We start from the raw sequence: 21,965 nt of genomic DNA, 5'->3' as shown, positions 1-21,965 counted from the left end.
CTACCGGTCGGTCGACGGCACGGCCACCACCGCTGGCGCATTGCGCGCCAGCAGCACGTGACCGACGACGGCCGCAAGCACGACCATGCCGCCGATCAGCGTCGTCGATGCCGGCACGTCGCCGAGGAATAGCCATACCCAGAACGGTGCAAGCGGCGCATCCAGCGCACCGATGAGTGCCGATTCCACGGGCGGAACGTCCCGGGCACCAATGGTCAGCAGTAGGAAACCCAGCGAGAAGGCCAGCACCCCGAAGCCGAGAACGACCAGGAGGTCCTGCGACGAGGCAGCCAACGGCGTCGCGAAGGGCAGTGCCACCGTCGCGCTCATGAAGCAGGACACCACGGTGCAGGGCAGAGCCGGCTTGTCCGGATACCGGCGCACAAGCACGGTCCAGAGTGCCACCATAGCCGTCATGGCGAAGGCCAGCAGATCACCAAACAGCGTGCCTTCCTCCCCACTGCCGATCATCAAGATCACGCCGGCCATCGCCACCCCGCTGGCAATCAGCGCCACTCTGCCCGGCCGTTCGCCAAGCAGAAGGAAGCCAAGGCCGGCTGCGAGAAACGGGCATGTTGCAAAGATGATCGCCACGTGCGCGACGGACGTCGCGTAGAGAGCGCCGATGAACAGGACGGCACAGGCAGCCGATGTTGCGCAAATCAGAAGGCCGGGCCACCCAAGCCGGACAAAATCGGCGATGGTCCGGCGTCGCGCGGTAACAGCCAGCACGGCAAGCAGGAAGACCCCGGCGATCGTGCCGCGCAGGAAGAGAAGCGTGGGCCCATCAATCGACACCAGCCGGGTCATGAGCCCTGCCGTGGACAGCGCCACGGTGGCGGCACTGACAGCAACGAGCCCGCGCGAATAGGCAGACAGGGACATGGGAGAACCTTCGGAGAATCGACGATAGAGGCTTATAACATTCCGCAACTGCCACCATATCGTCATCAGCCGACATTGCCTGGCGCCCGAGCCTTATCGTTGAATCGCGAACACTCCGTCACGGTCTCGTGAGGGAACACAAGGCTTGTATCGCCGTTTTGCCATACTTATCTGTCATCTGGATTTCCGTGGGGAAGTGAGATCCACGGAGATCGGGCTCGCCGTTGCTTTGGGAGCCCAATAGGAAAAGGGGGTGCTTTATGGCCCGCAGCAGTTTGCCATCGATCACAGCCGGCGAAGCCGGCCTCAATCGTTATCTCGATGAAATCCGCAAGTTCCCGATGCTGGAGCCGCAGGAAGAATACATGCTCGCGAAGCGTTACGCCGAGCATGGTGACCGCGACGCCGCACACCGTCTCGTAACCAGCCATCTGCGCCTCGTGGCGAAGATTGCCATGGGATATCGCGGCTACGGCCTGCCGATCGGCGAAGTCGTCTCTGAAGGCAATGTCGGCCTGATGCAGGCGGTGAAGAAATTCGATCCCGAGCGCGGCTTCCGCCTGGCGACCTATGCCATGTGGTGGATCAAGGCCTCGATCCAGGAATACATCCTGCGCTCCTGGTCGCTGGTGAAAATGGGCACGACCGCCAATCAGAAGCGCCTGTTCTTCAACCTGCGTCGCCTCAAGGGCAAGATCCAGGCAATCGAAGAAGGCGACTTGAAGCCCGACCAGGTCACCGAGATCGCGACCAAGCTCAAGGTGTCCGAGGAAGAGGTCATCTCGATGAACCGTCGCCTCTCCGGCGACGCCTCGCTCAACGCACCGCTGCGCGCCTCCGAAGGCGAAAGCGGCCAGTGGCAGGACTGGTTGGTCGACGACCACGAGAGCCAGGAAGCCGTGCTGATCGAGCAGGACGAGCTTGAAACCCGCCGCAGCATGCTGAAGCGCGCCATGAGCGTGCTGAATGAACGCGAGCAGCGCATCTTCGAGGCCCGCCGTTTGGCCGAAGATCCGGTGACGCTCGAAGAGCTGTCCGCCGAGTTCGACATCAGCCGCGAACGCGTGCGCCAGATCGAGGTTCGCGCCTTTGAAAAGGTCCAGGAGGCCGTCCAGAAGGACGCACTCGAGCGGGCCAAGGCTCTCCGGGTGGTCGAGGCCTAAGGGCCAACCGACCCTGAGGACAATTGTTCAAGCCGTCCGGGCAACCGGGCGGCTTTTCCTTTATGGAAGTGGCCGCGCGTTACTCCGCTGCCAGTTGTTGCCGCGAGAAGACTGCAAGTCCAAGCGCCGTCAGGACGCAGAACCAGCAGATCAGGACAGTGACGCCAATCAAGGCTGCCATCGGAGCCCCTCCCGCCAGCAACCAGTCCCGCAGCGCCTGGGCCGCATAGCTCGGCAAGGGCAGCCGGTCGGCATCCGCTCCCAGATAGAGCTGCAGCAGTGTCGAACCGATGGCCAGCAGAAAGGCCGGGATGACGGCTGCAATCATCGACCGGAAGGCAATCACGAGCAGGCCAGCGAGCGCCGCCAGCACCGCAAGTTCAAGGAATGCGATGCCGAACGCCGCTACCAGCGTAACCAGTGAGGATGCGGAGAGCTCGAGACTTTGCCCCTGCAAGACACCAAACAGCACACTGAGCAGCATGTCCCCGACCGCGGCCAGCAGCAGGGCCAGTGCGAGCCAGGCAAGGCAGACGAGCAGCTTGGCGGCGAAGAGCTCCACGCGCGCATGCCTCGGCACCAGCAGCCTCCAGGTCGCATAGCGATATTCGAGAAAGAAGACGGTGGCGATCCCGAGCGCAAAGAGCAGGTGCCCCAGCGAGTTGCCGGAGAGACTGAGGCTCTTGGCCGCCGACAGGAAAACATCGACATCACCGGACTGCCGCCCCAGACGCAGATAGACGAAGCCTGCAATGACCAGCTTGACCAGAAGCGCTGCCAGCGGCACGGCCACGAAGCCCCAGAAGAGGGTTCCCGGCTGACGGACGAGCTTGAGCATTTCGGCAGAGAGAAGCGGCCTCATGAGCGTACCTCACGCGTCTCGGACAGGAAGACGGTTTCGAGATCCGGCTTGATCCATTTTGCCTCGTGAATGCGAACGCCTGCATTGGCGAGCGAGAGGATGAGGTTGGGGACCTCCGTCCGCTCGACCCGCACATAGACCCCACCATCGGATTCCTCGGCCGCATCTCCAAGACGGGCAACAAGCGCATCCGGCGCGTCCACCTTCAGCCAGAAGCGTCCGTCACGATCGAGCAGATCGGCAACAGCACCTTCGGCAACAAGCCTACCCCGCTGGAGGATCGCCACCCGGTCGCAGACCCGCTCCACCTCGTCCAGCAGATGGCTGGAAAGGAGCACGGTCAGGCCATCGCGATGCGCCAGATCGTGAATCAGGGCACGCATTTCCAGAATGCCATCGGGATCGAGCCCGTTGGTCGGTTCGTCAAGGACCAGCGCCTCCGGCTGCCCGATCAGCGCACAGCCGATACCGAGCCGCTGCTTCATGCCGAGCGAGAAGCCCGACACGGCCTTGTCCGCCGCCTTCTCAAGCCCGATGCGCTGCAGGACAGGCGCCACCAGCGCCCGGGTGCCGGTAGCGCGCGCCAGCATCTGCAGATGCTCGCGGGCCGTTAGAAAGGGATAGAAGCTCGGCGATTCGATCAGCATGCCGAGACGGCTGCGCTGGGCGGGGCCTGCAGCCTCGCCGAATATCCTGATCTCGCCGCGATCGGGGCGCAGCAGCCCGGCAAGGATGCGCAGAAGCGTGCTCTTGCCCGCGCCGTTCGGACCAAGAAGGCCGTAGACCACGCCCCGGGGAATGGAGAGGCTCAAGCCATCCAGCGCCTGAACGGCCCCGCTACCGTGCCCAAACCCCTTCCTGACGGAGAGAAAGGCAATGGCCGGATCCCCGCCTGGATCCGCAGAGGGTATGGTCGAAACTCGCTGCGCCTGTGCTGACATCACGTCTTCCCTGCCCTTGATCCTGAGGGGTCGCCGGCGGATGATACGTCCGGCGCACAACCCTCAACTTGAAAAGAAAAATCCGCCGGGAAATACCCGACGGATCCTTGGAAAAGCGATAGGAACGAGCCTCAGTTCGCCGGTGCGGCGGGCGTCAAAGCCGCCCATTCGCGCAGCACCTGCTCGAAGACGTTTCCGCCTGTCGTGCCCTTGTCCAGCGTGATGAGCGCCCGACGACCATTGCGATAGGTGACAGGAATGTCGATCCAGCCGCGAGTCGAGAGAAGCTCCATGTTGCGCTTCACCACGTCCTCGAAGTCGTTGAGCGCCACAAGGTAGGTGTCGTCCGTCACCTTGGCTGTGACAGCCACGAGCGGGTCGCCACGATCCTGCTCGGTGCGCTTCATCGCGATCCGCTGCAGGTTTTCGATGGCGCCGCCTTCGAAATCTGCGGGCACGGAGAAGACCACTTCGATGATGTGGCTCGCCGGCAGCGAGTTGTCGGTGTTGCGCTTGATCGTCAGCAAAGCCGAGATGCCACGCTCCGGCACGTTGATGCGTCCCTGGATCTGCGGGTCAGGCCGGCCATCAGCACCGTTCTCGCGTACGGCAGTCCAGCTGATCGAGCCGGGGACGGCCACCGGCGTCGCCTGGCCGATACGCTCTTCATAGAGGAAGAGCTTTTCGCCACCGGCGACCGGCGCCGTATTGGCAGCCGTGCCCGGTGTCTGGGTCGTGGCAGTGCCGCTTGCAGCCGGCGGAGCATCGGTGGGTTCAACCGTAGAGGCAACCGTCTGGGCCGAAACCGAGCGTCCTTCGGCAGGCGCACCGGTGATCGGTGCGGAACCCGCACCTTCATCGATCTCCGTGCCATCGGCGCGCAGCCGCTGGGTAAACTTCTGTTCGGTCTCGCCATTGGCAGCAGCAGGAGCGGCCGCCGTTTCGGCTGCCGGCGCCTCGGTCGACGGCTGCGGATCGGCAGGCGTCGTAGCCGGCGGAGCAGTCGCCTCTTCGGCAGGCGCGACTTCGCCGGTCAGATTGGCGACCATGCTGCCGATATCATCCCGCATGCTCCAGGCCAGATACCCACCACCGGCGAGCACAACGAGGACCAGAGCGCCAACGATCAACGGCGCGAAATTGCGACGCTTCTTAGGCTCAAGACGATAGGCCGGCTGCTGGCCGTATCCGCCAACCAGCGCCTCCATGCCGTCGGCCTGGTTGCCCAGGTCGACCTGTGCGCCCTTGGCACTCGGCGCAAAGCTGTTGATGTGGTCGTCCCATTCGGTCGAAGGGATCGACGCGCCTGCAGCAGATCCAGCCTCGGCATCGCGTGCCGGCGTCCCGTCCGCATGCTCCTGGAACCACTGGCTGAAGTCGTCGGCATCGACGGATGCGGCAGCCGGAGTGGCCGCAAGTGTGCCCAGCACCACCGGATCGGCAGGTGGCAGCTCGAGGCCCTGCGGTGCGACATAGTCGCGGCTGGCTTCGACATGCACCGGTTCTTCATAGGCCGGGAACTCGTCCGTCGGCGTATAGGAAATGGCAGTCGGGCCCGGTTCGATTTCCGGCAGTTCCGGCACGCGGTTCGCGGCAGTTTCCGTGGCGACCGGCATGTCCCAGCTTGCCTGGGGAATGCTGGGGGCCGGATCGAGCGCGCGGCTTTGCAGCCAGTCTTCGACCGAATCGACCCGGATACCGAGCGCTGGCGCTTCCGGTTCAAGGTGCGCCTCGACCTTCGGCTCCTCGACGGCTTCAGGCTCGAAAACCATCGGCGCGACTTCAACAGCGGGCGCGATATCCCATGCAGGCTGAGCAGGCTCGGGCTCTTCGGCCCGGGACCAGTTCTCCTCGGCCGTCGGCGCATTGCTGAACGTCGCATGTTCGGCGCCCGGTTCAAACGCATCCGCGGACTGCGGCGTCGGCTCGTCGGCAATCTCAGGCTCGACCTGCGGCAGCTCAGCCATCTCCGGCTCAGTCCGCGTCTCGTAGATGCGGGCGAAATCAGCTTCCGGAGCGTCATGGCCGAAGGTCGGTTCGGTCCGCCAGGAAGTCTCCTCCGATGCGGCCGGCACGATGGGCTCAAGATCTTCCTGCGGTGCAGCGTCGACCTGATCTACCTGTTCGGCAGCGTAAGGAGCATCGGAAGCGTAACGATCCTCGGAAGCCGGCTCCTCCTGGTACGCGTCGGTGGTCTCAGCCTCGGGCGCAGACGCCGCCGGCTCCGACATATGGGCATCGGCCCAGTCGTCCCCTGTCACGGCAGGTGCAGCCTCGACCGGCTCCATCTCGGCAGCCTGGACTTCGTCCTGGGGAGCGGCCTCTACAGGTGCTTCAGGCTCCGGCGAAGGCTCGGCCCATGCGGGTGCGGCAGCTGCGGCAACCGTTGTTGCAGCAACAGCCGTTGGCATGACGACCGGCGGCGCATCATCGAGCGGCGCCAAGGCTTCCGCATGCTCTGCCTCGACCTCCAGGATAGCCGCATCGAGCTTGTCCAGCTGGCGCTGAAGCATGTGCTCGGGCGGGCGCGGTGACATGTTCTCGAGCTGCCGAACGACAGCGGCGCGAGCCTTTTCATAGACCCGCGCACGCATCTCCGGGGTATTGTTCGAGAGCCCGTCAACGGCCCGTCGAATCACTGCGATAAAGTCAGCCATCAGCACTTTCTCTAAGGCGCCGGCCCGCTGAGGGCCGGCAGAAATTTATTAAATTCCGAGATTAGTCCTCGAAGGGGTCCGTCACAAGTATTGTGTCGTCGCGTTCGGGACTTGTCGACAGGAGGGCGACCGGCGCACCGATCAGTTCTTCCACCTGGCGGACATACTTGATCGCCTGAGCCGGCAAATCCGCCCATTTGCGGGCGCCGACAGTCGATTCCTTCCAGCCTTCGAGCGTGATGTAGATCGGCTCGACTCGCGCCTGGGCGGCCTGGGCTGCCGGCAGATAGTCGATTTCCTGGCCGTCCAGCTTGTAACCGACGCAGATCTTCAGCTCTTCGAGACCGTCGAGAACGTCGAGTTTGGTCAAAGCAATGCCGGTGATTCCATTGGTCGCCACCGACTGGCGAACGAGCGCGGCGTCAAACCAGCCGCAGCGACGCTTGCGGCCCGTGACGGTGCCGAACTCATGGCCCTTCTCGCCCAAGAACTGGCCGATCTCGTCATGCAGCTCGGTCGGGAACGGGCCTTCGCCAACGCGGGTCGTGTAGGCCTTGGTGATCCCAAGGATATAACCGAGCGAACCCGGGCCCATGCCGGAACCGGCAGCGGCCTGACCGGCAACCGTGTTCGACGAGGTGACGAAGGGATAGGTGCCGTGGTCGATGTCGAGCAGCGAGCCTTGAGCGCCTTCGAACAGGATGCGCGAGCCCTTGCGGCGCTCCTTGTCGAGCAGCACCCAGACCGAATCCATGAAAGGCAACACGCGATCGGCGATCGAGGTCAGCTCTTCCATGATCGTCTTGTGCTCGATTTCGGCCACGCCGAAGCCGCGGCGCAGCGCGTTGTGGTGGGTGAGGATACGCTCGACCTTGCCTTCCAGCGCGTCGAGATCGGCGAGGTCCATCACGCGGATCGCGCGACGACCGACCTTGTCTTCGTAAGCCGGGCCGATGCCGCGGCGAGTCGTGCCGATCTTGGTGCCGCTGTTGGAGGCTGCGTCTTCGCGCATGCCGTCGAGTTCGCGGTGCAGCGAGAGAATCAGTGTGGCGTTCTCGGCGATGCGCAGATTGTCCGGCGTCACTTCAACGCCCTGGTCCTTCAGCCGGCCGATTTCAGCGATCAGCGCATGCGGATCGACGACCACGCCATTGCCGATGACAGCCTTCTTGCCGGGACGCACGACACCCGAAGGCAGAAGCGAGAGCTTGTAGGAAACGCCGTCGATGACGAGCGTATGGCCGGCATTGTGTCCGCCCTGGAAGCGAACCACGATGTCCGCACGTTCGGAGAGCCAGTCGACAATCTTGCCCTTGCCCTCGTCACCCCATTGCGAACCAATCACCACGACATTCGTCATCACATAATCCTGTATATCGCGCAGCGTCTGCGCCCTACCCAAACCCGCGCATCTATACTGTGTTGTTTTTGGGAAATCGACCCGTCTTGACGGGCGATTTGGCTTTTTGCGTGACAAAGCATGCCCCCTCGCCTATTTCGAAGGCAATTCGCGCTGAGCCGGACCGGGAGGAAACGGGTTCGACGACCGGTGCAAGCCTGCAGGGAAGAGACGCACTTGCCCATTCGCGCATACAGCTTTCTCGTCATCACCACATTGCTCTGGGGCGGCAACACCATCGCCGGCAAGCTGGCGCTCGGCCATGTGAGCCCCATGGTGCTGAGCTTCGGACGCTGGGCACTCGCGACCCTGGTCATCGCGTCGATCGCAATCCCGCAGATCCGCAAGGACTGGAATGTCCTGAAAGCCAACTGGAAGCTGCTGATTTTCTACGGCGCCGTCGGGTATGCCGCCTTCAACGGTTTCCTCTACACCGCGCTGAAATACACAAGCGCGGTCAACGGCGCGATCGAACAGGGCGCCATCCCGGTTCTGATCTTCGTCATCAACTTCCTGCTGTTCCGCATCCAGGTCTCGGCCATCCAGATCCTCGGCTTCCTGATCAGCTTCGTCGGCGCGGCCGTCACCGCCTCGCATGGCGACCTGCAGACGCTGCTGACGCTGACCCTGAACTCCGGCGACCTGTTGATGCTCTTTGCCGGCATCTCCTATGCTATTTATACGGTCTCGCTGCGCTGGAAGCCGCCGGTGCACTGGAAGAGCCTGATGGCCGTGCCAGCACTCGCCGCCGCGCTCACCTGTCTGCCGCTTCTCTGGTGGGAAGCCGGCCGCGGCGAACTGATCCTGCCGGACACGCGCGGCTGGCTGATCATTCTCTATGCCGGCCTGTTCCCCTCGCTGATCTCGCAGATCCTCTACATCAAGGGCGTCGAAGGCATCGGCGCCAACCGCGCCGGCCTCTTCATCAACCTGGTACCGGTCTTCGGCACCCTGCTCTCGATCACCATCCTCGGCGAGACGCTGGAAGTCTTCCACATAGTGGCGCTGGTTCTGGTCCTTGGCGGTATCGCGATCGCCGAATGGGGCAAGCCCGCAGCCGACACGCCAGCCGCTGACAAACCGGCCAACTGACCGGATCAATCGTCTGCCTCGGGCTCGCCTCCAACCGACAGGATCGTGACCTCGCCGGACAACAACCGCGCTGCGGTCAAGCGGCCCGTGCGATAGCATTGGGTGTCGAGGCTCACCCGATCCGGCCCGACATGCGGGAGCCGCATCGCCGTGTGGCCATGGAAAACCCGGACAGGCAGCCCCGGGCCGAGATCGAGGAAAGATCGCCGGATCCACATCAGATCGTCGTCGCTCTGCTCTGAAAGTGGTCGCCCAGGCCGGATGCCGGCATGAGCAAAGACATCCGTTCCAACGGTCAGCAAGACCGGCAGCGTCCGAAGAAACGTCAGATGGCTATCCGGAACAGCGGCCCGGACCGCCGTGCGCAGCGGATGAATGGCGCGGGGACCATCGACATCGAACTCAACACCATAAGACTGAAACGTCTCCGCAGCGCCATGATCGAGGACCCAGTCACCGGCCGGATCTCCTTCGAGAAAGGCGAGGAACGCGTCATCATGGTTGCCACGCAGGCAGACCCGCTCAAACCCGGCCGGGGGCGCGGCAATGAGGTGATAAAGGACAGTGGCTGACTTTGGCCCGCGATCGACATAATCGCCCAACATCACGATCAGCTTGCGCCCCTCGATGGCGTCGGCATCTTCGACAATCCGCTTCTCGAGTTCGAGCAGGGCATCGAGACAGCCATGCACATCGCCGATGGCATAGATGACCGCATAGTCCGACGGCTCCGCCATGAGGCGTGCAGCCCGTATCCCGTCAGCGGAACTGAGCTCTTCCATCATGATCAATCCCCTCGGTGCCAACATCTAAAAGCAAAGCCCAGCCACACGAAAAAGGCCAGCCCCCAATGGGAGCTGGCCTCTTTGAATATGCCTTCTCAGATTAAGGCGTGGTCGTCGGCGGCGTAGCCGGGGCCGGGGCAGCCGGAGCAGTGCCCGTAGCCGGCGGCGTGGTCGGAACCGTATCGGTGGCCGGCGGTGTTGCCGGAGCAGCCGGAGCCGTGTCGGTCGCAGGCGGCGTTACTGGAGCGGCAGGCGGCGTCGCGGGCTCTGCAGGCGCTGTCGTGCTGGTCGCCGGGGTCGTTGCCGTATCGGTGTCTGCGCCACCGCCGAACACGAAGAAGGCACCGGCAGCGATAACAACAACCAACAGGACGGCGATGCCCCAGGTTGCGCCACTCGAAGTGGTCTGCTGCGTTACGTTCGGACGCTGGTCAATGCGGGGATCGGGACGTTGGTCCATGGTATTTCCTCCTGGATGGGCCGCCAACCGCTATGCGGCTGGCCGCGAGTTCATGTTTTCATGCAAGTCTTGGACAATCCGTTTTCGGATCGATTACTGAACGATGCCGACAACCACATAGGTCTGCGGATCGACGATCACGCGCTGGTTGTTGACCACCGCATAGGCATAGGTCGGATCTTCAGGGATCGTCGTCAGAACGACTTCTTGCGGGATTGGTTCACCGACAACCACCTGGCGTTCGATCACGACAGTCTGCGCCGGGACCGGCTGCTGCTGAACATAGGTGACGACTTTCTGCGGCGGCGGATCAATCGCGGTGCCGGCAATCGCGCCGACAACACCGCCCACGGCAGCACCAACAGGACCACCGACAATGGCGCCCGTGACGGCACCACCTGCAGCGCCCGTGACAGTGCCTTCCTGCGCCACAACAGGCGAGGCCACGGCACCAATGACAATGGCTCCAAGAGCAATGATCTTCGTCTTCATGGCTGGATCCTTTCCGTTGTCTGCCAGTGACGGAAAGAACGGGCATCACAGGAAATTGTTCCATGAGCGCCTTTAGGCCTTGTGCTGCAAGCGACTGGAAAAATAGACAAAATTGAGGCAGGCGTGCAGTTTATGGCCTGCGCTTTACTTCAAGCTGCAGACAAAGACTTGCAGAGCGGTGGTAAATCGCGGCTCAGCGTCAGCGCTGGTCTTGCTCCTGCGGGCGAGGAGCCGAGGGGCCGGCTGGTGGCTATCAGCCCCAGCCGACAATGCCCTTGATTTCGAGGAAATCGTGAATGGCCCAATCGGCATATTCCCGACCATTGCCTGACTGCTTATAGCCACCGAAGGGTGCGGCAGTATCCCAGTCCGGGTAGTTGAGATAGACGGACCCCGCCCGCATCCGCGCGGCCACCCGCCGCGCATGCTCGATATCCTCGGACTGCACGTATGCCGCCAGACCATAAACGGTGTCGTTGGCGATCTCGATCGCCTGCTCTTCCGTCTCGTAGGGCATGATGGACAGGACAGGTCCGAAGATCTCTACCCGCGCAATCGTCATGTCGGGCGTCACATGGCCGAACACGGTCGGGCGAACATAATAGCCACGGTTGAGGCCATCAGGCCTGCCCGGCCCGCCGGTGACGAGCAGCGCGCCTTCCTCGATGCCCATTTCAATGAGCCGCTGGATCTTGTTGTACTGGACCTCGCTGACCACAGGACCAAGCACGGTATCCTCGGCCTGCGGGTCGCCCACCTTGTGGGTCTCTGCCGCCTGCCTTGCGATCTGCAAGGCCTCGTCATGGCGATCGGCTGGCACCAGCATGCGGGTCGGCGCATCGCAGGACTGACCGGAATTGCCGAAACAGCCCTCGACACCTTTGCTGACAGCCGTGACGAGATCCGCATCCGGCAGGATGATGTTGGCGGACTTTCCACCGAGCTCCTGCGCCACGCGCTTGACCGTATCCGCAGCCGTCTTGGCGACGACGATACCGGCGCGCGTCGAGCCGGTGAAGGAGACCATGTCGACATCCGGATGCCCCGCCATCACCTGACCCACCTCCGGACCACGGCCATTGACGAGGTTGAAGACGCCCTCAGGTGTGCCCGCCGCTTCCATGACCTCCGCAAAGATCAGGCCGGAAATCGGTGCGATTTCGGAGGGTTTCAGAACCACAGTGCAGCCCGCGGCAATCGCCGGCGCAACCTTGCAGACGATCTGGTTGAGCGGCCAGTTCCAGGGCGTGATCAGGGCACAGACCCCGATCGGCTCCCGGACGATGCGGGTCGTGCCGCGCTGCTCGGAGAATTCGAAGGATTTGAAGGCTGCGATGGTCGCTTCGAGATGTGCCCGCCCGGCCCAGGCCTGCGATTCCCGGGCAAAGGAAAGTGGCGCACCCATTTCCCGGCTCACCGCCTGGGCGATATCCTCGAAACGCTCGGTATAGGCGATAAGGATGCGCTCAAGCAGAGCCAGCCGCTCGGCCTGGTCGGTGACGGAGAAAGTCGCAAACGCACGTTTGGCGGCCGAGACGGCCCGATCGACATCGCCCCGGCTGCCGATCGAGATCGTCGTGAAGGCTTCTTCGGTGGAGGGATCGATCACATCGAGAAGCGCCGGCTCCACCGGGTCGACCCACGCACCGCCGATGAAGAACTTCAGATACTTGGACATGCGGGCTCCGACGGAGAAAGAGGTGATGTTTCGGCACTATTCGCCACATGCAGGAACTCGGCAAGCACGCAAGGGTATGCGGACCGCCTTTCCCCAACCAGAATGGGGAGATCAGCGTTCCAGGCCATCGAGCAACCTGTACCAGGCAACATTGGCCGCCACGCCCAATCGCCTGAATTGATGCAACGGTATGGCATGGATGGGTGTGATCGGCAGTGGAAGCACGGCGGGATCGCCACCCGCAATGTATCGCGCAATCGCCTCGCCGAGCGACACCATCAGACCAATGCCCCGCCCCTGGCATCCAGCGGCGATCACGAGGCCCGGCTCAGGCTCGTGCAGATGCGGCAGATGATCCGGCGTCATGGCAACCCGACCGAACCAGCGATGCGAAATCCGGACGCCTGAAAGCATCGGATAGAGCCGGTGGAGCGCCCGCTCCAGATGCGCCCAGTCTTCCTCGGAGCGGGGCGGACGCATCGGCCCGCGACCGCCCAGCACCAGACGCCCATCCGGACTGCGGCGATAGTAGACGAGTATCCGGCGGCTATCCGAAACCGCCTGGCCACTCGGCAGAACGAGGTCGAACTCCGCCGGCAGCGGCTCGGTGGCGATCTGGAACGAGTGAAGCCAGACGAGACTTTGGGCAAGCTCGGGCACCAGCCGACCGGAATAGGCATTCGTCGCGACGAGCACCTTCCTGGCCCGAAGCATACGTCCGCTTTCGGTCACAACGCGCCAGTTTGTCCCGTCACGGACAAGCTCTGTCACCGGATCATGGGTGACGAGCCGCACGCCGGCCTCCGTCGCGACCCTCGCCAGTTCATGCACCAGCGCAAGCGGGTTGACGACCCCTGCCCGTCGATCGAGGAAACCGCCACGATAGCCCTCAGCACCGGTCAGAAGTGCGATCTCCGCCGGATTGAGCAGCGCGACATCGGCCCCTTGCGCGCGCCATTGGCGGTTGCGCTGCATGGCAGCCTGCATGGCGGTCTCGGTATGCGCTGCCTGGATCCAGCCGCAGCGCATGTGCTCGGCGTCAAGCCCTTCCCGCGCAATCAGGTCGAAGACGACATCGGCGGTCATTGCCGCAAAGCGCGTCAGCTTCTGCCCCGCCTCCTCACCGAACAGGGAGATAAGCGTCTCGGGATCCTGCTTCAGTCCCGGGATCACCTGACCGCCATTGACGCCCGATCCGCCTGCGCCGATGTCTCCGGCCTCGATCACCTGAACCGACAAGCCCGCGCGTGCAGCATGAAGTGCGGTCGAAAGCCCCTGATAACCCGCGCCGATGACCACCAGGTCGACGGTGTCATCGGCGAACCGACAGAGGATCGGTGAAACGGGCCGTCGCCAAACAGGCGAATCCGCTATTGGGGGCTGCATGAAGCTTAGACCTGCGTCGCGATTGGAAAGATCGGCGCGCAATCTGCATGGCGTGAACAAAAGAGACAATAAACGTCAGGCTGTATTTTGACGCGACGGTAGAGTGACGATCTTCTTACTTAAGAAGAACGCGAAAGAAACATCACGGATAGAGATTAAGACACTTCGGGCAATTGCCAATCAATAGAGTTTCTGCCCTGCGCAGTGAGATAATCGTTCGCCTGGGAGAAATGCCGGGAACCGAAGAACCCATTATGCGCTGACAGAGGCGAAGGATGCGGCGCCTTGAGCACCAAATGCCGCGAACGGTCGACAAAGGCCGCCTTCTTCTGCGCATATGAACCCCAGAGCATGAAGACGACATGCTCGCACTCCTCGTTGACAGCGCGGATGACCGCATCGGTGAACTGCTCCCAGCCCTGCCCCCGATGCGAGGCGGCCCGCGCCTCTTCCACCGTCAGAACGCTGTTGAGCAGCAGCACGCCCTGCCTTGCCCAATGCTCGAGAAAGCCATGCCGCGCTGGCGGAATGCCCAGATCGCTCTGCATCTCCTTGTAGATGTTCACCAGCGACGGCGGAATGCGCACGCCGGGCTGCACGCTGAAGCACAGACCATGCGCCTGTCCTGCCCCATGATAGGGATCCTGACCGAGGATGACGACCTTCACCTCATCGAGCGGTGTCAGGTCGAGCGCGCGGAAATACTCAGCCCCCTTCGGAAAGATGTGCTTGCCGTCGGCCTTTTCCCGCTGCAGGAAGCCCTTGAGCTCGGCCATATAGGGACGGCTGAATTCGGCCCCCAGCACCGCCTTCCAGCTGTCTTCGAGTCTGACTTCCGCATCCGCCATTGCCGCTGCTCCGCGTTCTCGCTTACATGGATGCGGACGATAGAAGCTGCAGGCCGGGATCTGTCAACCTTGAGACAAACGGAGCACACAAGAGAACCGTGAAGCCCTTCCTCAGACTGTGGCGCCGTCACCGCATCCTCACCTCCGCCTTCGTGCTGGCCATGGCGCTTGCGCTCTTCTTCGCCGGGCGGACGATCTTTTTCGTCGTCTATTGGAGCGATCCCGCGCGCCAGGACCTGCCACCCGAACCCTGGATGACGATCGGCTACGTCGCCCATTCCTGGCATGTGCCCGTCGAGAAGCTCGCCCGCGACCTCGACCTGCCACCGCCGCCGAAGGATGGCCCACGCCCCTCGCTGGAGCGGCTGGCCGAAGATCGTGGCCAGGACTTCGAAGAATTCAAGGCAGAGATCGAGGCCTCCCTTGCGGAACTCCGCCGTCTGGGTCCGCCGAAATGACTCTGACCGAGACGCTGCTCGCGTCGCTTCCATCCTATGGGCTCTCGCTGCTCGGCATTGTCGTCTGTGTGAGCTGCCTCGGCGCACCGCTGCCAGCCTCGATCGTCATGATGCTGATGGGCGCGCTTGCTGCCGCCGGCGACTTCACCCTCTGGATCGTCATCGCCGTGGCACTGGCCTCCGCCGTTGGCGGTGACCAGCTCGGTTATATCCTCGGGCGCACAGCCGGGCGGCGGCTGGTGCCCATCGTCGCTCGCAATCCGGCGCGTCGAAAGGCGATCGAGCGGGCGGAGCGGGAGATGGACGAGCGCGGCAATGTCGCCGTTTTTCTGACGCGCTGGCTGCTGTCGCCGCTCGGCCCCTATCTCAACCTGATGGCTGGCGCCTCTGGTTTTTCGTGGGTGCGTTTTACGCTGGCCAGCATTCTGGGGGAAGCCGTCTGGGTCGGCCTCTATACTGGACTTGGCGCCACCTTCAGCGACAGCGTCACGCAGATCGCCGAGATCAGCGGCAGCATCAGCGGATTTCTGGCGGCCGGTGCGGTCGCGGCGATCCTGGGCTACAAGCTGCTTCAGGCCGTGAGAGCCAAGGACTGACGACCCCGCGCCGTCCGAATATTGGCGTTCGCCGAACTGTCACACAGCGGTGCTATCCGGAACGGAAAATCCGGAGACTCGCCATGACTTTTCTGATCTGGTTCGCAGCGATCGCGCTTCTGGTTCAACTTGCAAGCATCGCCTTCGTCATCTCCGTCAAACAGCGCCACCGCAATGGCGAGAAGACGCCGTTACCCCGTCCGCCGGTCACGCTGATCCGCCCGGTCTGCGGCCTCGAAAACAATCTCGAGCGCTGCCTCGCCTCCTCTTTCAAGCTCGACTGGCCGACTTACGAAATCCTCTTCTGCGTCGCGAAGGCAGATGATCCCGCAGCGTCCCTCGTGCGCCGACTGATGGCCGAACATCCGCAGATCCAGGCGCGCCTCCTGGTCGGTGAAGACCTGTTCAGCGCCAATCCGAAGCTGAACAACGTGGTCAAGGGCTGGCGCTCCGCCCGCCATGACTGGATCGTCATGACCGATAGCAACGTGCTGATGCCACCAGACATTTTCGAGAAGATGATGGCGCGGTGGGACAGCCAGACCGGCCTCGTCTGCTCGCCGCCGGCCGGCACCGAGCCGGAGAATTTCGGCGCCTGCCTCGAAAGCGCCTGGCTCGACAGTTTCCAGGCTCGCTGGCAGCTCTTCGCCGATGCCGTCGGTTTCGGCTTTGCCCAGGGCAAATCGATGCTCTTCAATCGGCAGCTGATCACCAAGCTCGGCGGCTTCGAGCGCCTCGGCGACGAGGTGGCCGAAGACGCCGCAGCCACGCTTCTGATCCGCGGTGCGGGTCTCAAGGTCCGGCTCGTCCACGAGCCCTTCCCGCAGCCGCTGGGCGCCCGCAAGATCACGGCCGTCTGGAAGCGCCAGCTCCGCTGGGCCCGCCTGCGCCGTGCCTCCTTCCCGCTTTACTTCCTGCCGGAAATCTTCACCGGCGCCGCGCTGCCAGCAGCCGCGATGATTGCGCTTTCTGCAACGGGCACGCTGCCGCCGCTCGCTCCGCTTGCTTATCTTGCCATCTGGTATGCGGGCGAACTCGCGCTCGCCCGCGCCTATGGCTGGCCAAGTGGCTGGCGCATCCTGCCGGCGATGATCGCCCGCGACCTGCTGTTGCCGGTCCTCTTCATCGCCGCCTGGTTCGGCAGCGGCTTCGAATGGCGCGGCAATGCCATGACGGTGGCGGACAACGACAACGGCCGCACCGCCCGTCTGCGCCAGGCCGTTTTGCGAACACGCGATAAGGCACGTGACAAGGCCCGCGCTCTGGTCGCCGCCCGCGGCCACTGAGCATCGCCTTCCCACGAAAAAGCGGGCAGGACCGCTCGTCACGATCGCTGCCCGCAGGAGGGAGGTAGTCTTGCCGCTCAGATCGTGCCTTGGCCCATCTGCTCGGCGATGTAATCCGCCTGGCGGATCGCAAGAGAAACGATCGTCAGGGTCGGATTCTCGGCTGCTCCGGTGGTGAACTGGCTGCCATCGGAGACGAAGAGGTTGCTGATGTCGTGGGTCTGGCCCCACTTGTTGACCACACCATCCTGCGCCTTCTCGCTCATGCGGTTGGTGCCGAGATTGTGGGTCGACGGATAAGGCGGCGTCGGGAAGGCACGGGTTGCCCCGACAGCCTCATAGATCGCCACACCCTGCTTGTAGGCGTGGTTGCGCATCGCCTCGTCGTTCGGGTGGTCGGTAAACCAGACATCCGGGATCGGCATGCCGTATTTGTCCTTGAGCTCGGCATGCAGCTTCACGGCATTCTGTTCCTGCGGCATATCTTCACCGACGATCCAGAGACCCGCCATATTGGCATACTGGTCCATGGCGGAAGCAAACGAGCGACCCCAGCCGCCCGGATCGAGGAAGGCCGCCATGAAGGGGATGCCGAGCGCCAGTGTCTCCAGCTCATAGCCGCCGACGAAGCCGCGCGACGGATCGTGCCGCGCCTCGTCGCGGATGATCCCGGCCATGGTCGTGCCACGGTAGAAATGCACCGGCTTTTCGAAGACCGCATACACCGAGCCGGTCGTGTGGCGCATGTAGTTCTTGCCGACCTGGCCCGACGAGTTGGCCAACCCGTCCGGATACTTCGACGAGGCCGAGTTGAGCAGCAGGCGCGGGCTTTCGATCGAATTGCCGGCGACGCAGATGATGCGGGCCTTCTGGCTCTGCAGATTGCCATCCTTGTCGGCATAGACGACGGCGGTCACCTTGCCCGTGTCATCATGCTCGATCTTGACGACATGCGAATTCGGCCGAACCTCCAGCTTGCCCGTCGCCTCGCCCTTCGGAATTTCGGTATAGAGCGTCGACCATTTGGCGCCCCATTTGCAGCCCTGGAAGCAGAAGCCGGTCTGCTGACAGCTCATGCGATCATCGCGATCGGCCGAGTTGATCGCCATGTTGCCGGTGTGACAGTCCTTGTAGCCGAGCTTGTCGGCGCCGGCCTTCAGGATCTTGAAGTTGTTATTGCCCGGCAGGCCCTCGATCCCGTTGGTGCGGGTGACGCCCATCTTGTCTTCGGCTTTGGCATAATACGGCTCCAGATCCGCATAGCTGATCGGCCAATCGAGAAGGTTGGCCCCCTCGACCTTTCCGTAGTGGGTGAGCGTCTTGAACTCGTGCTCCTGGATGCGCAGCGAGGCACCCGCCCAATGGGTGGTCGTGCCGCCAACAGCCTTGACGATCCAGGCCGGCAGGTTGGGGAAGTCCTTCGACACCCGCCAGCCACCACCGGTGGTGCGATTGTCGAGCCAGGCGAGCTGGGAAAAGCTCTCCCATTCGTCATTGATGAAGTCCTCGTATTCGATGCGGGCACCGGCTTCGAGCACGACCACGTCGATGCCCTTCTGGGCAAGTTCGTTGGCGAGTGTGCCGCCGCCTGCACCGGAACCGATGATGACGACCACGCTGTCGTCGTTGAGATCATAGGGCGCTGCCATGTTTTCCTCCCGGGAAATCGGTCAATTTGGGTAAGCGCCGCCGTTCCCATCCGCGATGGGCCTCCTTCCGGCGACGATGAATGCGTGTCTGGGGTAGCTCAGAGCCAGGTAATGTCGTCGAACCCGCGCTCGATATAGCCGCCCTTGGAATAGGACTCGCCCTCGTAGCCGAAGATCGGCCAGATCTCCTTCTGGTTATAGAGGCTGACCACGAGGTCGCCGCGCACCGCCTGGAAGAAGGGCGTCGTCTCGATGTCGCGCAGGATCGCCACGCGATCGTCCTCCCAGCCGAGGCCGCGATAGCCGCCGGCACCCGCTCTGCTGTCGAGATCGGCGATGCCGTCCTCGATAAGCGCCTTGTGCTTCTCATCCTTGCCCGCCATCGTGTCCTGACCCTTGACGGCTGCCGCATAGAAGCGTTCGGCGACCTGGTCATGCGGGTAGATGTCGCGCGCCATCTTGATGAGCGTCGCGAGCGTGTCCGGTTTCAGGGCGGTCGCCTCCAGGCCCCAGGCCTGGTCGGGACAGATCACCGCAGTCCCGGTGACCATCAGCACGGCACTCGCCGCACCGGTCTTCAGAAGCTGGCGACGGGACATGCCCCCGGTCTTGTCGAGTATCGTAACCACGTCATTCTCCTCCCATGAGATGAAGTGCGACGGCTTTGGCCGCCACCCCAGGCAGGCGCGATGATCGCGCCGGCCGTCTGCGAAACAGGAAAGGCCGGGAACTCCTCTTCCCCGGCCTCCCGATCATTTGTACCGACCGTGCCGCTGCAAGACCTCGATCTTGTAGCCATCGGGATCGGTGATGAAGAAGAAGCGGGCGAGCAATGCCCCATCCCGGTTGAATTCGACGATCTTGTTCGGGTTCAAGCCGAGATCGGTCAGCCGCTTGTGCTCGGCGTCGAGATCCGAAACGCTGAACGCCAGATGGCCGTAACCATTGCCAAGGTCGTAAACCTCTTCACGGCCCTTGTTGACCGTCAGCTCCAGCTCAAATTCGCTTTCCGAATTGCTGAGATAGATCAGGGTGAAGGTTTCGAAATCGAGACGTTCCGCGATCTCCAGGCCGAAGGCCTCGGTGTAGAAGGAGAGCGAGCGCTGCTCCTCCAGGACGCGGATCATGGAATGGATCATTTTCGCCAATGGGCTGCTCCTCGCATGCTGACAGATGTCATGGAGAGAGGATGTCGCGATTTGCGGGAAGGCTGGTAGCAGCCCATTACCGCAGCCGATTTTTTTCGCCAGCGGATGTGTCCATTCTTCGCACCCGGGCGAGGCAGTTTAGAAAAGACGGAAATTGACCAGAGCCACGGCGCGCAACATAATGCCGCAAAAGACTGCAGACCGAAAAAACGCAAAAATCAGGGAGGAGCATGCCATGTGTGAAGTCTTCGCAGGACAGGATCCGGGCCGCTATCGCGCGGTCAACCGCTCCGTCCGCATCGGTGGTCATTCCACCAGCATTCAGCTCGAAGCCGCCTTCTGGGTGCTGATCGACGAGATCGCCGCCAGCCAGAATTTCTCGACATCCCGCTTTCTGTCGACGCTCTACGACGAAGCCCTGCAGATCAACGGCTCGGTGTCGAACTTCGCATCGCTGCTGAGAACGAGCTGTCTCATCTATCTGATGAGCAAGGCGCAAAATCCGGGCACACCTCAGGAATTCCACATCATCGCCGCCGAGTAACCGCAAACAAAAAGCGCGGCCCGACAAATGCCGGGCCGCGCTTCAGTTCCGATCGCCGTCTTGGGTCGGCGCGGAAGTATTACTCCGCCGGCTGCAGTTCCGGCTGGATGTCGTCCTCTTCGAGAACCTTGCCACCGAGTGCGGCATGGAAGAGCGTCTGGTCGAGTTCACCTTCCCAGCGCGCGACGACGACCGTTGCCACCGCATTGCCGATGAAGTTGGTGAGCGCCCGGCATTCCGACATGAAGCGGTCGATGCCGAGGATCAGCGCCATGCCGGCAACCGGCACGGAGGGCACGACCGAAAGGGTCGCAGCGAGCGTAATGAAGCCCGCACCGGTGATGCCGGCCGCCCCCTTCGAGCTCAGCATGGCAACGGCCAGCAGCAGGATCTGGTCGCCGAGCGGCAGCTGAATATCCGTCGCCTGGGCGATGAAGAGCGCCGCCAGCGTCATGTAGATATTCGTGCCGTCGAGATTGAAGGAATAGCCGGTCGGGATGACCAGGCCGACGACCGAACGCTTGCAGCCGGCCTTTTCCATCTTGTTCATCAGGCCCGGAAGGGCTGCTTCCGAAGACGACGTCCCGAGAACCAGCAGCAGCTCTTCCTTGATGTAGCGGATGAGGGCCAGAATCGAGAAGCCGTTGTAACGGCAGACGGCACCGAGGATGACCGCCACGAACAGGAAGGACGTGAGGTAGAAGGTGCCGATCAGCATGGCAAGGTTGGTGACCGAGCCGATGCCGTATTTGCCGATGGTGAACGCCATGGCGCCGAAGGCACCGATCGGGGCGGCCTTCATCAGGATGGCGACGAGCTTGAACACGGGCGCGATGACCGCCTGCAGGAAGTCGGTGACCGGCTTTCCGCGTTCGCCGACGAGTGCCAGCGAGATGCCGAACAGGATCGAGAAGAACAGCACCTGCAGGATGTCGCCATCTGCAAAGGCCCCGACGATTGTCGTCGGGATGATGTTCATCAGGAAGCCGACGATCGACGAGTCATGCGCCTTTTCGGTATAGGTTGCCACGGCGGCCGCATCGAGCGTCGCCGGGTCGATATGCATGCCCGCACCGGGCTGCACGACATTGGCAACGACGAGGCCAACGATAAGCGCCAGCGTCGAGAAGGTGAAGAAGTAGAGCATCGCCTTGCCGGCAACGCGGCCGACCTTCTTCATGTCGCTCATGCCGGCAATGCCGGTCGCGACCGTCAGGAAGATAACCGGCGCGATGATCATCTTGACGAGCTTGATGAAGGCGTCACCCAGCGGCTTCAACTGCGCGCCGATCTCGGGATAGAAGTGGCCGAGCAGGATGCCGGCAATGATGGCTGCCAGAACCTGGACGTAGAGATGCTTGTAGAAGGGCTGCCGGCCCTCGGGCGCGTGCCCTGCGGTATCGATATGCATGCTTTCCTCCATGATCGCCCTGACGGAACGAATTCCGGCCTCCCGGGCGGTTGCTGATCTGAATGGGGAGCGGCGCGGCCGCTTGGGAAAAAGGTCAGCAAGGCGCGTGCCAATTCGAAAAAATCCAACCAACCCATTGATTTTCAGAGGCTCTCTCGCCGATTACACTTGATTCATCACATGAACCAGTGTGATTTTCCGCACAGGCACTTTGTGCTATAGTGC

The 21,965-nt window shown here is 62.8% G+C and carries 21 protein-coding genes; 6 read left to right on the top strand and 15 right to left on the bottom strand.

Going from position 1 to position 21,965, the window contains the following annotated elements:
- Nucleotides 1-885 (bottom strand): DMT family transporter, encoded by an 885-nt coding sequence (locus AC02Y0_RS03440; protein WP_476382424.1) that lies wholly within the window; start codon nucleotides 883-885, stop codon nucleotides 1-3.
- A gap of 260 nt (nucleotides 886-1,145) precedes the next feature.
- Here AC02Y0_RS03440 and rpoH point away from each other — a divergent pair, with 260 nt between their 5' ends.
- On the top strand, nucleotides 1,146-2,048 hold the full coding sequence (gene rpoH, locus AC02Y0_RS03435) for an RNA polymerase sigma factor RpoH (protein WP_102018284.1): 903 nt from the start codon (nucleotides 1,146-1,148) through the stop codon (nucleotides 2,046-2,048).
- A 79-nt stretch (nucleotides 2,049-2,127) separates the two neighbouring features.
- Here rpoH and AC02Y0_RS03430 read toward each other — a convergent pair whose 3' ends face one another.
- The 4 genes from AC02Y0_RS03430 to AC02Y0_RS03415 form a co-directional block, all read right to left on the bottom strand.
- Nucleotides 2,128-2,910 (bottom strand): ABC transporter permease, encoded by a 783-nt coding sequence (locus tag AC02Y0_RS03430; protein ID WP_476382422.1) that lies wholly within the window; start codon nucleotides 2,908-2,910, stop codon nucleotides 2,128-2,130.
- Nucleotides 2,907-3,851, bottom strand: coding sequence for an ABC transporter ATP-binding protein (locus AC02Y0_RS03425; protein WP_476382420.1), 945 nt, complete (start codon nucleotides 3,849-3,851; stop codon nucleotides 2,907-2,909). The genes AC02Y0_RS03430 and AC02Y0_RS03425 overlap by 4 nt, the downstream gene beginning before the upstream one ends.
- 131 nt (nucleotides 3,852-3,982) lie before the next feature.
- Complete coding sequence (locus AC02Y0_RS03420; protein WP_476382418.1) at nucleotides 3,983-6,508, bottom strand: hypothetical protein; 2,526 nt, start codon at nucleotides 6,506-6,508, stop codon at nucleotides 3,983-3,985.
- Between the two features lie 61 nt (nucleotides 6,509-6,569).
- Nucleotides 6,570-7,868 (bottom strand): adenylosuccinate synthase, encoded by a 1,299-nt coding sequence (locus AC02Y0_RS03415; protein ID WP_069043514.1) that lies wholly within the window; start codon nucleotides 7,866-7,868, stop codon nucleotides 6,570-6,572.
- 216 nt (nucleotides 7,869-8,084) lie between these two features.
- Between AC02Y0_RS03415 and AC02Y0_RS03410 the strand changes: the two genes are divergently transcribed.
- Nucleotides 8,085-8,999, top strand: a complete 915-nt coding sequence (locus AC02Y0_RS03410; protein ID WP_476382416.1) for a DMT family transporter — start codon at nucleotides 8,085-8,087, stop codon at nucleotides 8,997-8,999.
- 5 nt (nucleotides 9,000-9,004) lie between these two features.
- Here AC02Y0_RS03410 and AC02Y0_RS03405 read toward each other — a convergent pair whose 3' ends face one another.
- From AC02Y0_RS03405 to ung, 6 genes are all read right to left on the bottom strand, one after another.
- The gene (locus tag AC02Y0_RS03405) at nucleotides 9,005-9,784 is read right to left on the bottom strand and encodes a metallophosphoesterase family protein (RefSeq protein ID WP_476382414.1); all 780 of its coding nucleotides are present in this window, start codon (nucleotides 9,782-9,784) and stop codon (nucleotides 9,005-9,007) included.
- A 100-nt stretch (nucleotides 9,785-9,884) separates the two neighbouring features.
- Complete coding sequence (locus tag AC02Y0_RS03400) at nucleotides 9,885-10,244, bottom strand: hypothetical protein (RefSeq protein WP_476382412.1); 360 nt, start codon at nucleotides 10,242-10,244, stop codon at nucleotides 9,885-9,887.
- Nucleotides 10,245-10,337: 93 nt separating this feature from the next.
- A complete protein-coding gene (locus AC02Y0_RS03395; RefSeq protein WP_476382410.1) occupies nucleotides 10,338-10,736 on the bottom strand; it encodes a DUF1236 domain-containing protein in 399 nt (132 codons plus the stop codon).
- Between the two features lie 253 nt (nucleotides 10,737-10,989).
- Nucleotides 10,990-12,414 carry an aldehyde dehydrogenase family protein gene (locus AC02Y0_RS03390; protein ID WP_476382408.1) on the bottom strand — a complete coding sequence of 475 codons (1,425 nt, stop codon included), beginning with the start codon at nucleotides 12,412-12,414 and terminating at the stop codon, nucleotides 10,990-10,992.
- 111 nt (nucleotides 12,415-12,525) lie between these two features.
- A complete protein-coding gene (locus AC02Y0_RS03385; RefSeq protein WP_476382406.1) occupies nucleotides 12,526-13,800 on the bottom strand; it encodes an NAD(P)/FAD-dependent oxidoreductase in 1,275 nt (424 codons plus the stop codon).
- Between the two features lie 155 nt (nucleotides 13,801-13,955).
- Nucleotides 13,956-14,648 carry a uracil-DNA glycosylase gene (gene ung / locus AC02Y0_RS03380; protein WP_476382404.1) on the bottom strand — a complete coding sequence of 231 codons (693 nt, stop codon included), beginning with the start codon at nucleotides 14,646-14,648 and terminating at the stop codon, nucleotides 13,956-13,958.
- Nucleotides 14,649-14,746: 98 nt separating this feature from the next.
- Here ung and AC02Y0_RS03375 point away from each other — a divergent pair, with 98 nt between their 5' ends.
- The 3 genes from AC02Y0_RS03375 (at nucleotide 14,747) to AC02Y0_RS03365 (ending at nucleotide 16,988) form a co-directional block, all read left to right on the top strand.
- Nucleotides 14,747-15,106, top strand: a complete 360-nt coding sequence (locus tag AC02Y0_RS03375) for a hypothetical protein (protein ID WP_476382403.1) — start codon at nucleotides 14,747-14,749, stop codon at nucleotides 15,104-15,106.
- Nucleotides 15,103-15,702 carry a DedA family protein gene (locus AC02Y0_RS03370; RefSeq protein ID WP_476382401.1) on the top strand — a complete coding sequence of 200 codons (600 nt, stop codon included), beginning with the start codon at nucleotides 15,103-15,105 and terminating at the stop codon, nucleotides 15,700-15,702. The genes AC02Y0_RS03375 and AC02Y0_RS03370 overlap by 4 nt, the downstream gene beginning before the upstream one ends.
- Nucleotides 15,703-15,785: 83 nt before the next feature.
- Nucleotides 15,786-16,988 carry a ceramide glucosyltransferase gene (locus AC02Y0_RS03365; protein ID WP_476382399.1) on the top strand — a complete coding sequence of 401 codons (1,203 nt, stop codon included), beginning with the start codon at nucleotides 15,786-15,788 and terminating at the stop codon, nucleotides 16,986-16,988.
- Nucleotides 16,989-17,065: 77 nt separating this feature from the next.
- On the opposite strand, the gene AC02Y0_RS03360 is transcribed toward AC02Y0_RS03365, so the two are convergent.
- The 3 genes from AC02Y0_RS03360 to AC02Y0_RS03350 form a co-directional block, all read right to left on the bottom strand.
- Nucleotides 17,066-18,637 carry a GMC family oxidoreductase gene (locus AC02Y0_RS03360; RefSeq protein WP_476382397.1) on the bottom strand — a complete coding sequence of 524 codons (1,572 nt, stop codon included), beginning with the start codon at nucleotides 18,635-18,637 and terminating at the stop codon, nucleotides 17,066-17,068.
- Between the two features lie 98 nt (nucleotides 18,638-18,735).
- Nucleotides 18,736-19,266 carry a twin-arginine translocation signal domain-containing protein gene (locus AC02Y0_RS03355; RefSeq protein ID WP_476382395.1) on the bottom strand — a complete coding sequence of 177 codons (531 nt, stop codon included), beginning with the start codon at nucleotides 19,264-19,266 and terminating at the stop codon, nucleotides 18,736-18,738.
- A gap of 123 nt (nucleotides 19,267-19,389) precedes the next feature.
- A complete protein-coding gene (locus AC02Y0_RS03350) occupies nucleotides 19,390-19,785 on the bottom strand; it encodes a VOC family protein (protein WP_476382393.1) in 396 nt (131 codons plus the stop codon).
- Nucleotides 19,786-20,020: 235 nt separating this feature from the next.
- Between AC02Y0_RS03350 and AC02Y0_RS03345 the strand changes: the two genes are divergently transcribed.
- The gene (locus AC02Y0_RS03345; RefSeq protein ID WP_136557685.1) at nucleotides 20,021-20,329 is read left to right on the top strand and encodes a ribbon-helix-helix domain-containing protein; all 309 of its coding nucleotides are present in this window, start codon (nucleotides 20,021-20,023) and stop codon (nucleotides 20,327-20,329) included.
- Between the two features lie 79 nt (nucleotides 20,330-20,408).
- Here AC02Y0_RS03345 and AC02Y0_RS03340 read toward each other — a convergent pair whose 3' ends face one another.
- Nucleotides 20,409-21,740, bottom strand: coding sequence for a dicarboxylate/amino acid:cation symporter (locus AC02Y0_RS03340; protein ID WP_136557684.1), 1,332 nt, complete (start codon nucleotides 21,738-21,740; stop codon nucleotides 20,409-20,411).
- Nucleotides 21,741-21,965 lie beyond the last annotated feature (225 nt).

Source organism: Allorhizobium sp. nf9_anc (genome assembly GCF_056323085.1).
The sequence above is the reverse complement of the archived record's forward strand: the minus strand, read 5'-3'. Positions and strand labels throughout refer to the sequence as shown.

What these genes read in the sequence shown, in the direction of transcription:
- AC02Y0_RS03420 (WP_476382418.1), bottom strand. Translation starts at nt 6,508, where the DNA reads ATGGCTGACTTTATCGCAGTGATTCGACGGGCCGTTGACGGGCTCTCG.
- AC02Y0_RS03415 (WP_069043514.1), bottom strand. Translation starts at nt 7,868, where the DNA reads ATGACGAATGTCGTGGTGATTGGTTCGCAATGGGGTGACGAGGGCAAG.
- AC02Y0_RS03395 (WP_476382410.1), bottom strand. Translation starts at nt 10,736, where the DNA reads ATGAAGACGAAGATCATTGCTCTTGGAGCCATTGTCATTGGTGCCGTG.
- AC02Y0_RS03360 (WP_476382397.1), bottom strand. Translation starts at nt 18,637, where the DNA reads ATGGCAGCGCCCTATGATCTCAACGACGACAGCGTGGTCGTCATCATC.
- rpoH (WP_102018284.1), top strand. Translation starts at nt 1,146, where the DNA reads ATGGCCCGCAGCAGTTTGCCATCGATCACAGCCGGCGAAGCCGGCCTC.
- AC02Y0_RS03400 (WP_476382412.1), bottom strand. Translation starts at nt 10,244, where the DNA reads ATGGACCAACGTCCCGATCCCCGCATTGACCAGCGTCCGAACGTAACG.
- AC02Y0_RS03340 (WP_136557684.1), bottom strand. Translation starts at nt 21,740, where the DNA reads ATGCATATCGATACCGCAGGGCACGCGCCCGAGGGCCGGCAGCCCTTC.
- AC02Y0_RS03430 (WP_476382422.1), bottom strand. Translation starts at nt 2,910, where the DNA reads ATGAGGCCGCTTCTCTCTGCCGAAATGCTCAAGCTCGTCCGTCAGCCG.
- AC02Y0_RS03390 (WP_476382408.1), bottom strand. Translation starts at nt 12,414, where the DNA reads ATGTCCAAGTATCTGAAGTTCTTCATCGGCGGTGCGTGGGTCGACCCG.
- AC02Y0_RS03440 (WP_476382424.1), bottom strand. Translation starts at nt 885, where the DNA reads ATGTCCCTGTCTGCCTATTCGCGCGGGCTCGTTGCTGTCAGTGCCGCC.
- AC02Y0_RS03370 (WP_476382401.1), top strand. Translation starts at nt 15,103, where the DNA reads ATGACTCTGACCGAGACGCTGCTCGCGTCGCTTCCATCCTATGGGCTC.
- AC02Y0_RS03365 (WP_476382399.1), top strand. Translation starts at nt 15,786, where the DNA reads ATGACTTTTCTGATCTGGTTCGCAGCGATCGCGCTTCTGGTTCAACTT.
- AC02Y0_RS03345 (WP_136557685.1), top strand. Translation starts at nt 20,021, where the DNA reads ATGTGTGAAGTCTTCGCAGGACAGGATCCGGGCCGCTATCGCGCGGTC.
- AC02Y0_RS03405 (WP_476382414.1), bottom strand. Translation starts at nt 9,784, where the DNA reads ATGATGGAAGAGCTCAGTTCCGCTGACGGGATACGGGCTGCACGCCTC.
- ung (WP_476382404.1), bottom strand. Translation starts at nt 14,648, where the DNA reads ATGGCGGATGCGGAAGTCAGACTCGAAGACAGCTGGAAGGCGGTGCTG.
- AC02Y0_RS03425 (WP_476382420.1), bottom strand. Translation starts at nt 3,851, where the DNA reads ATGTCAGCACAGGCGCAGCGAGTTTCGACCATACCCTCTGCGGATCCA.
- AC02Y0_RS03385 (WP_476382406.1), bottom strand. Translation starts at nt 13,800, where the DNA reads ATGCAGCCCCCAATAGCGGATTCGCCTGTTTGGCGACGGCCCGTTTCA.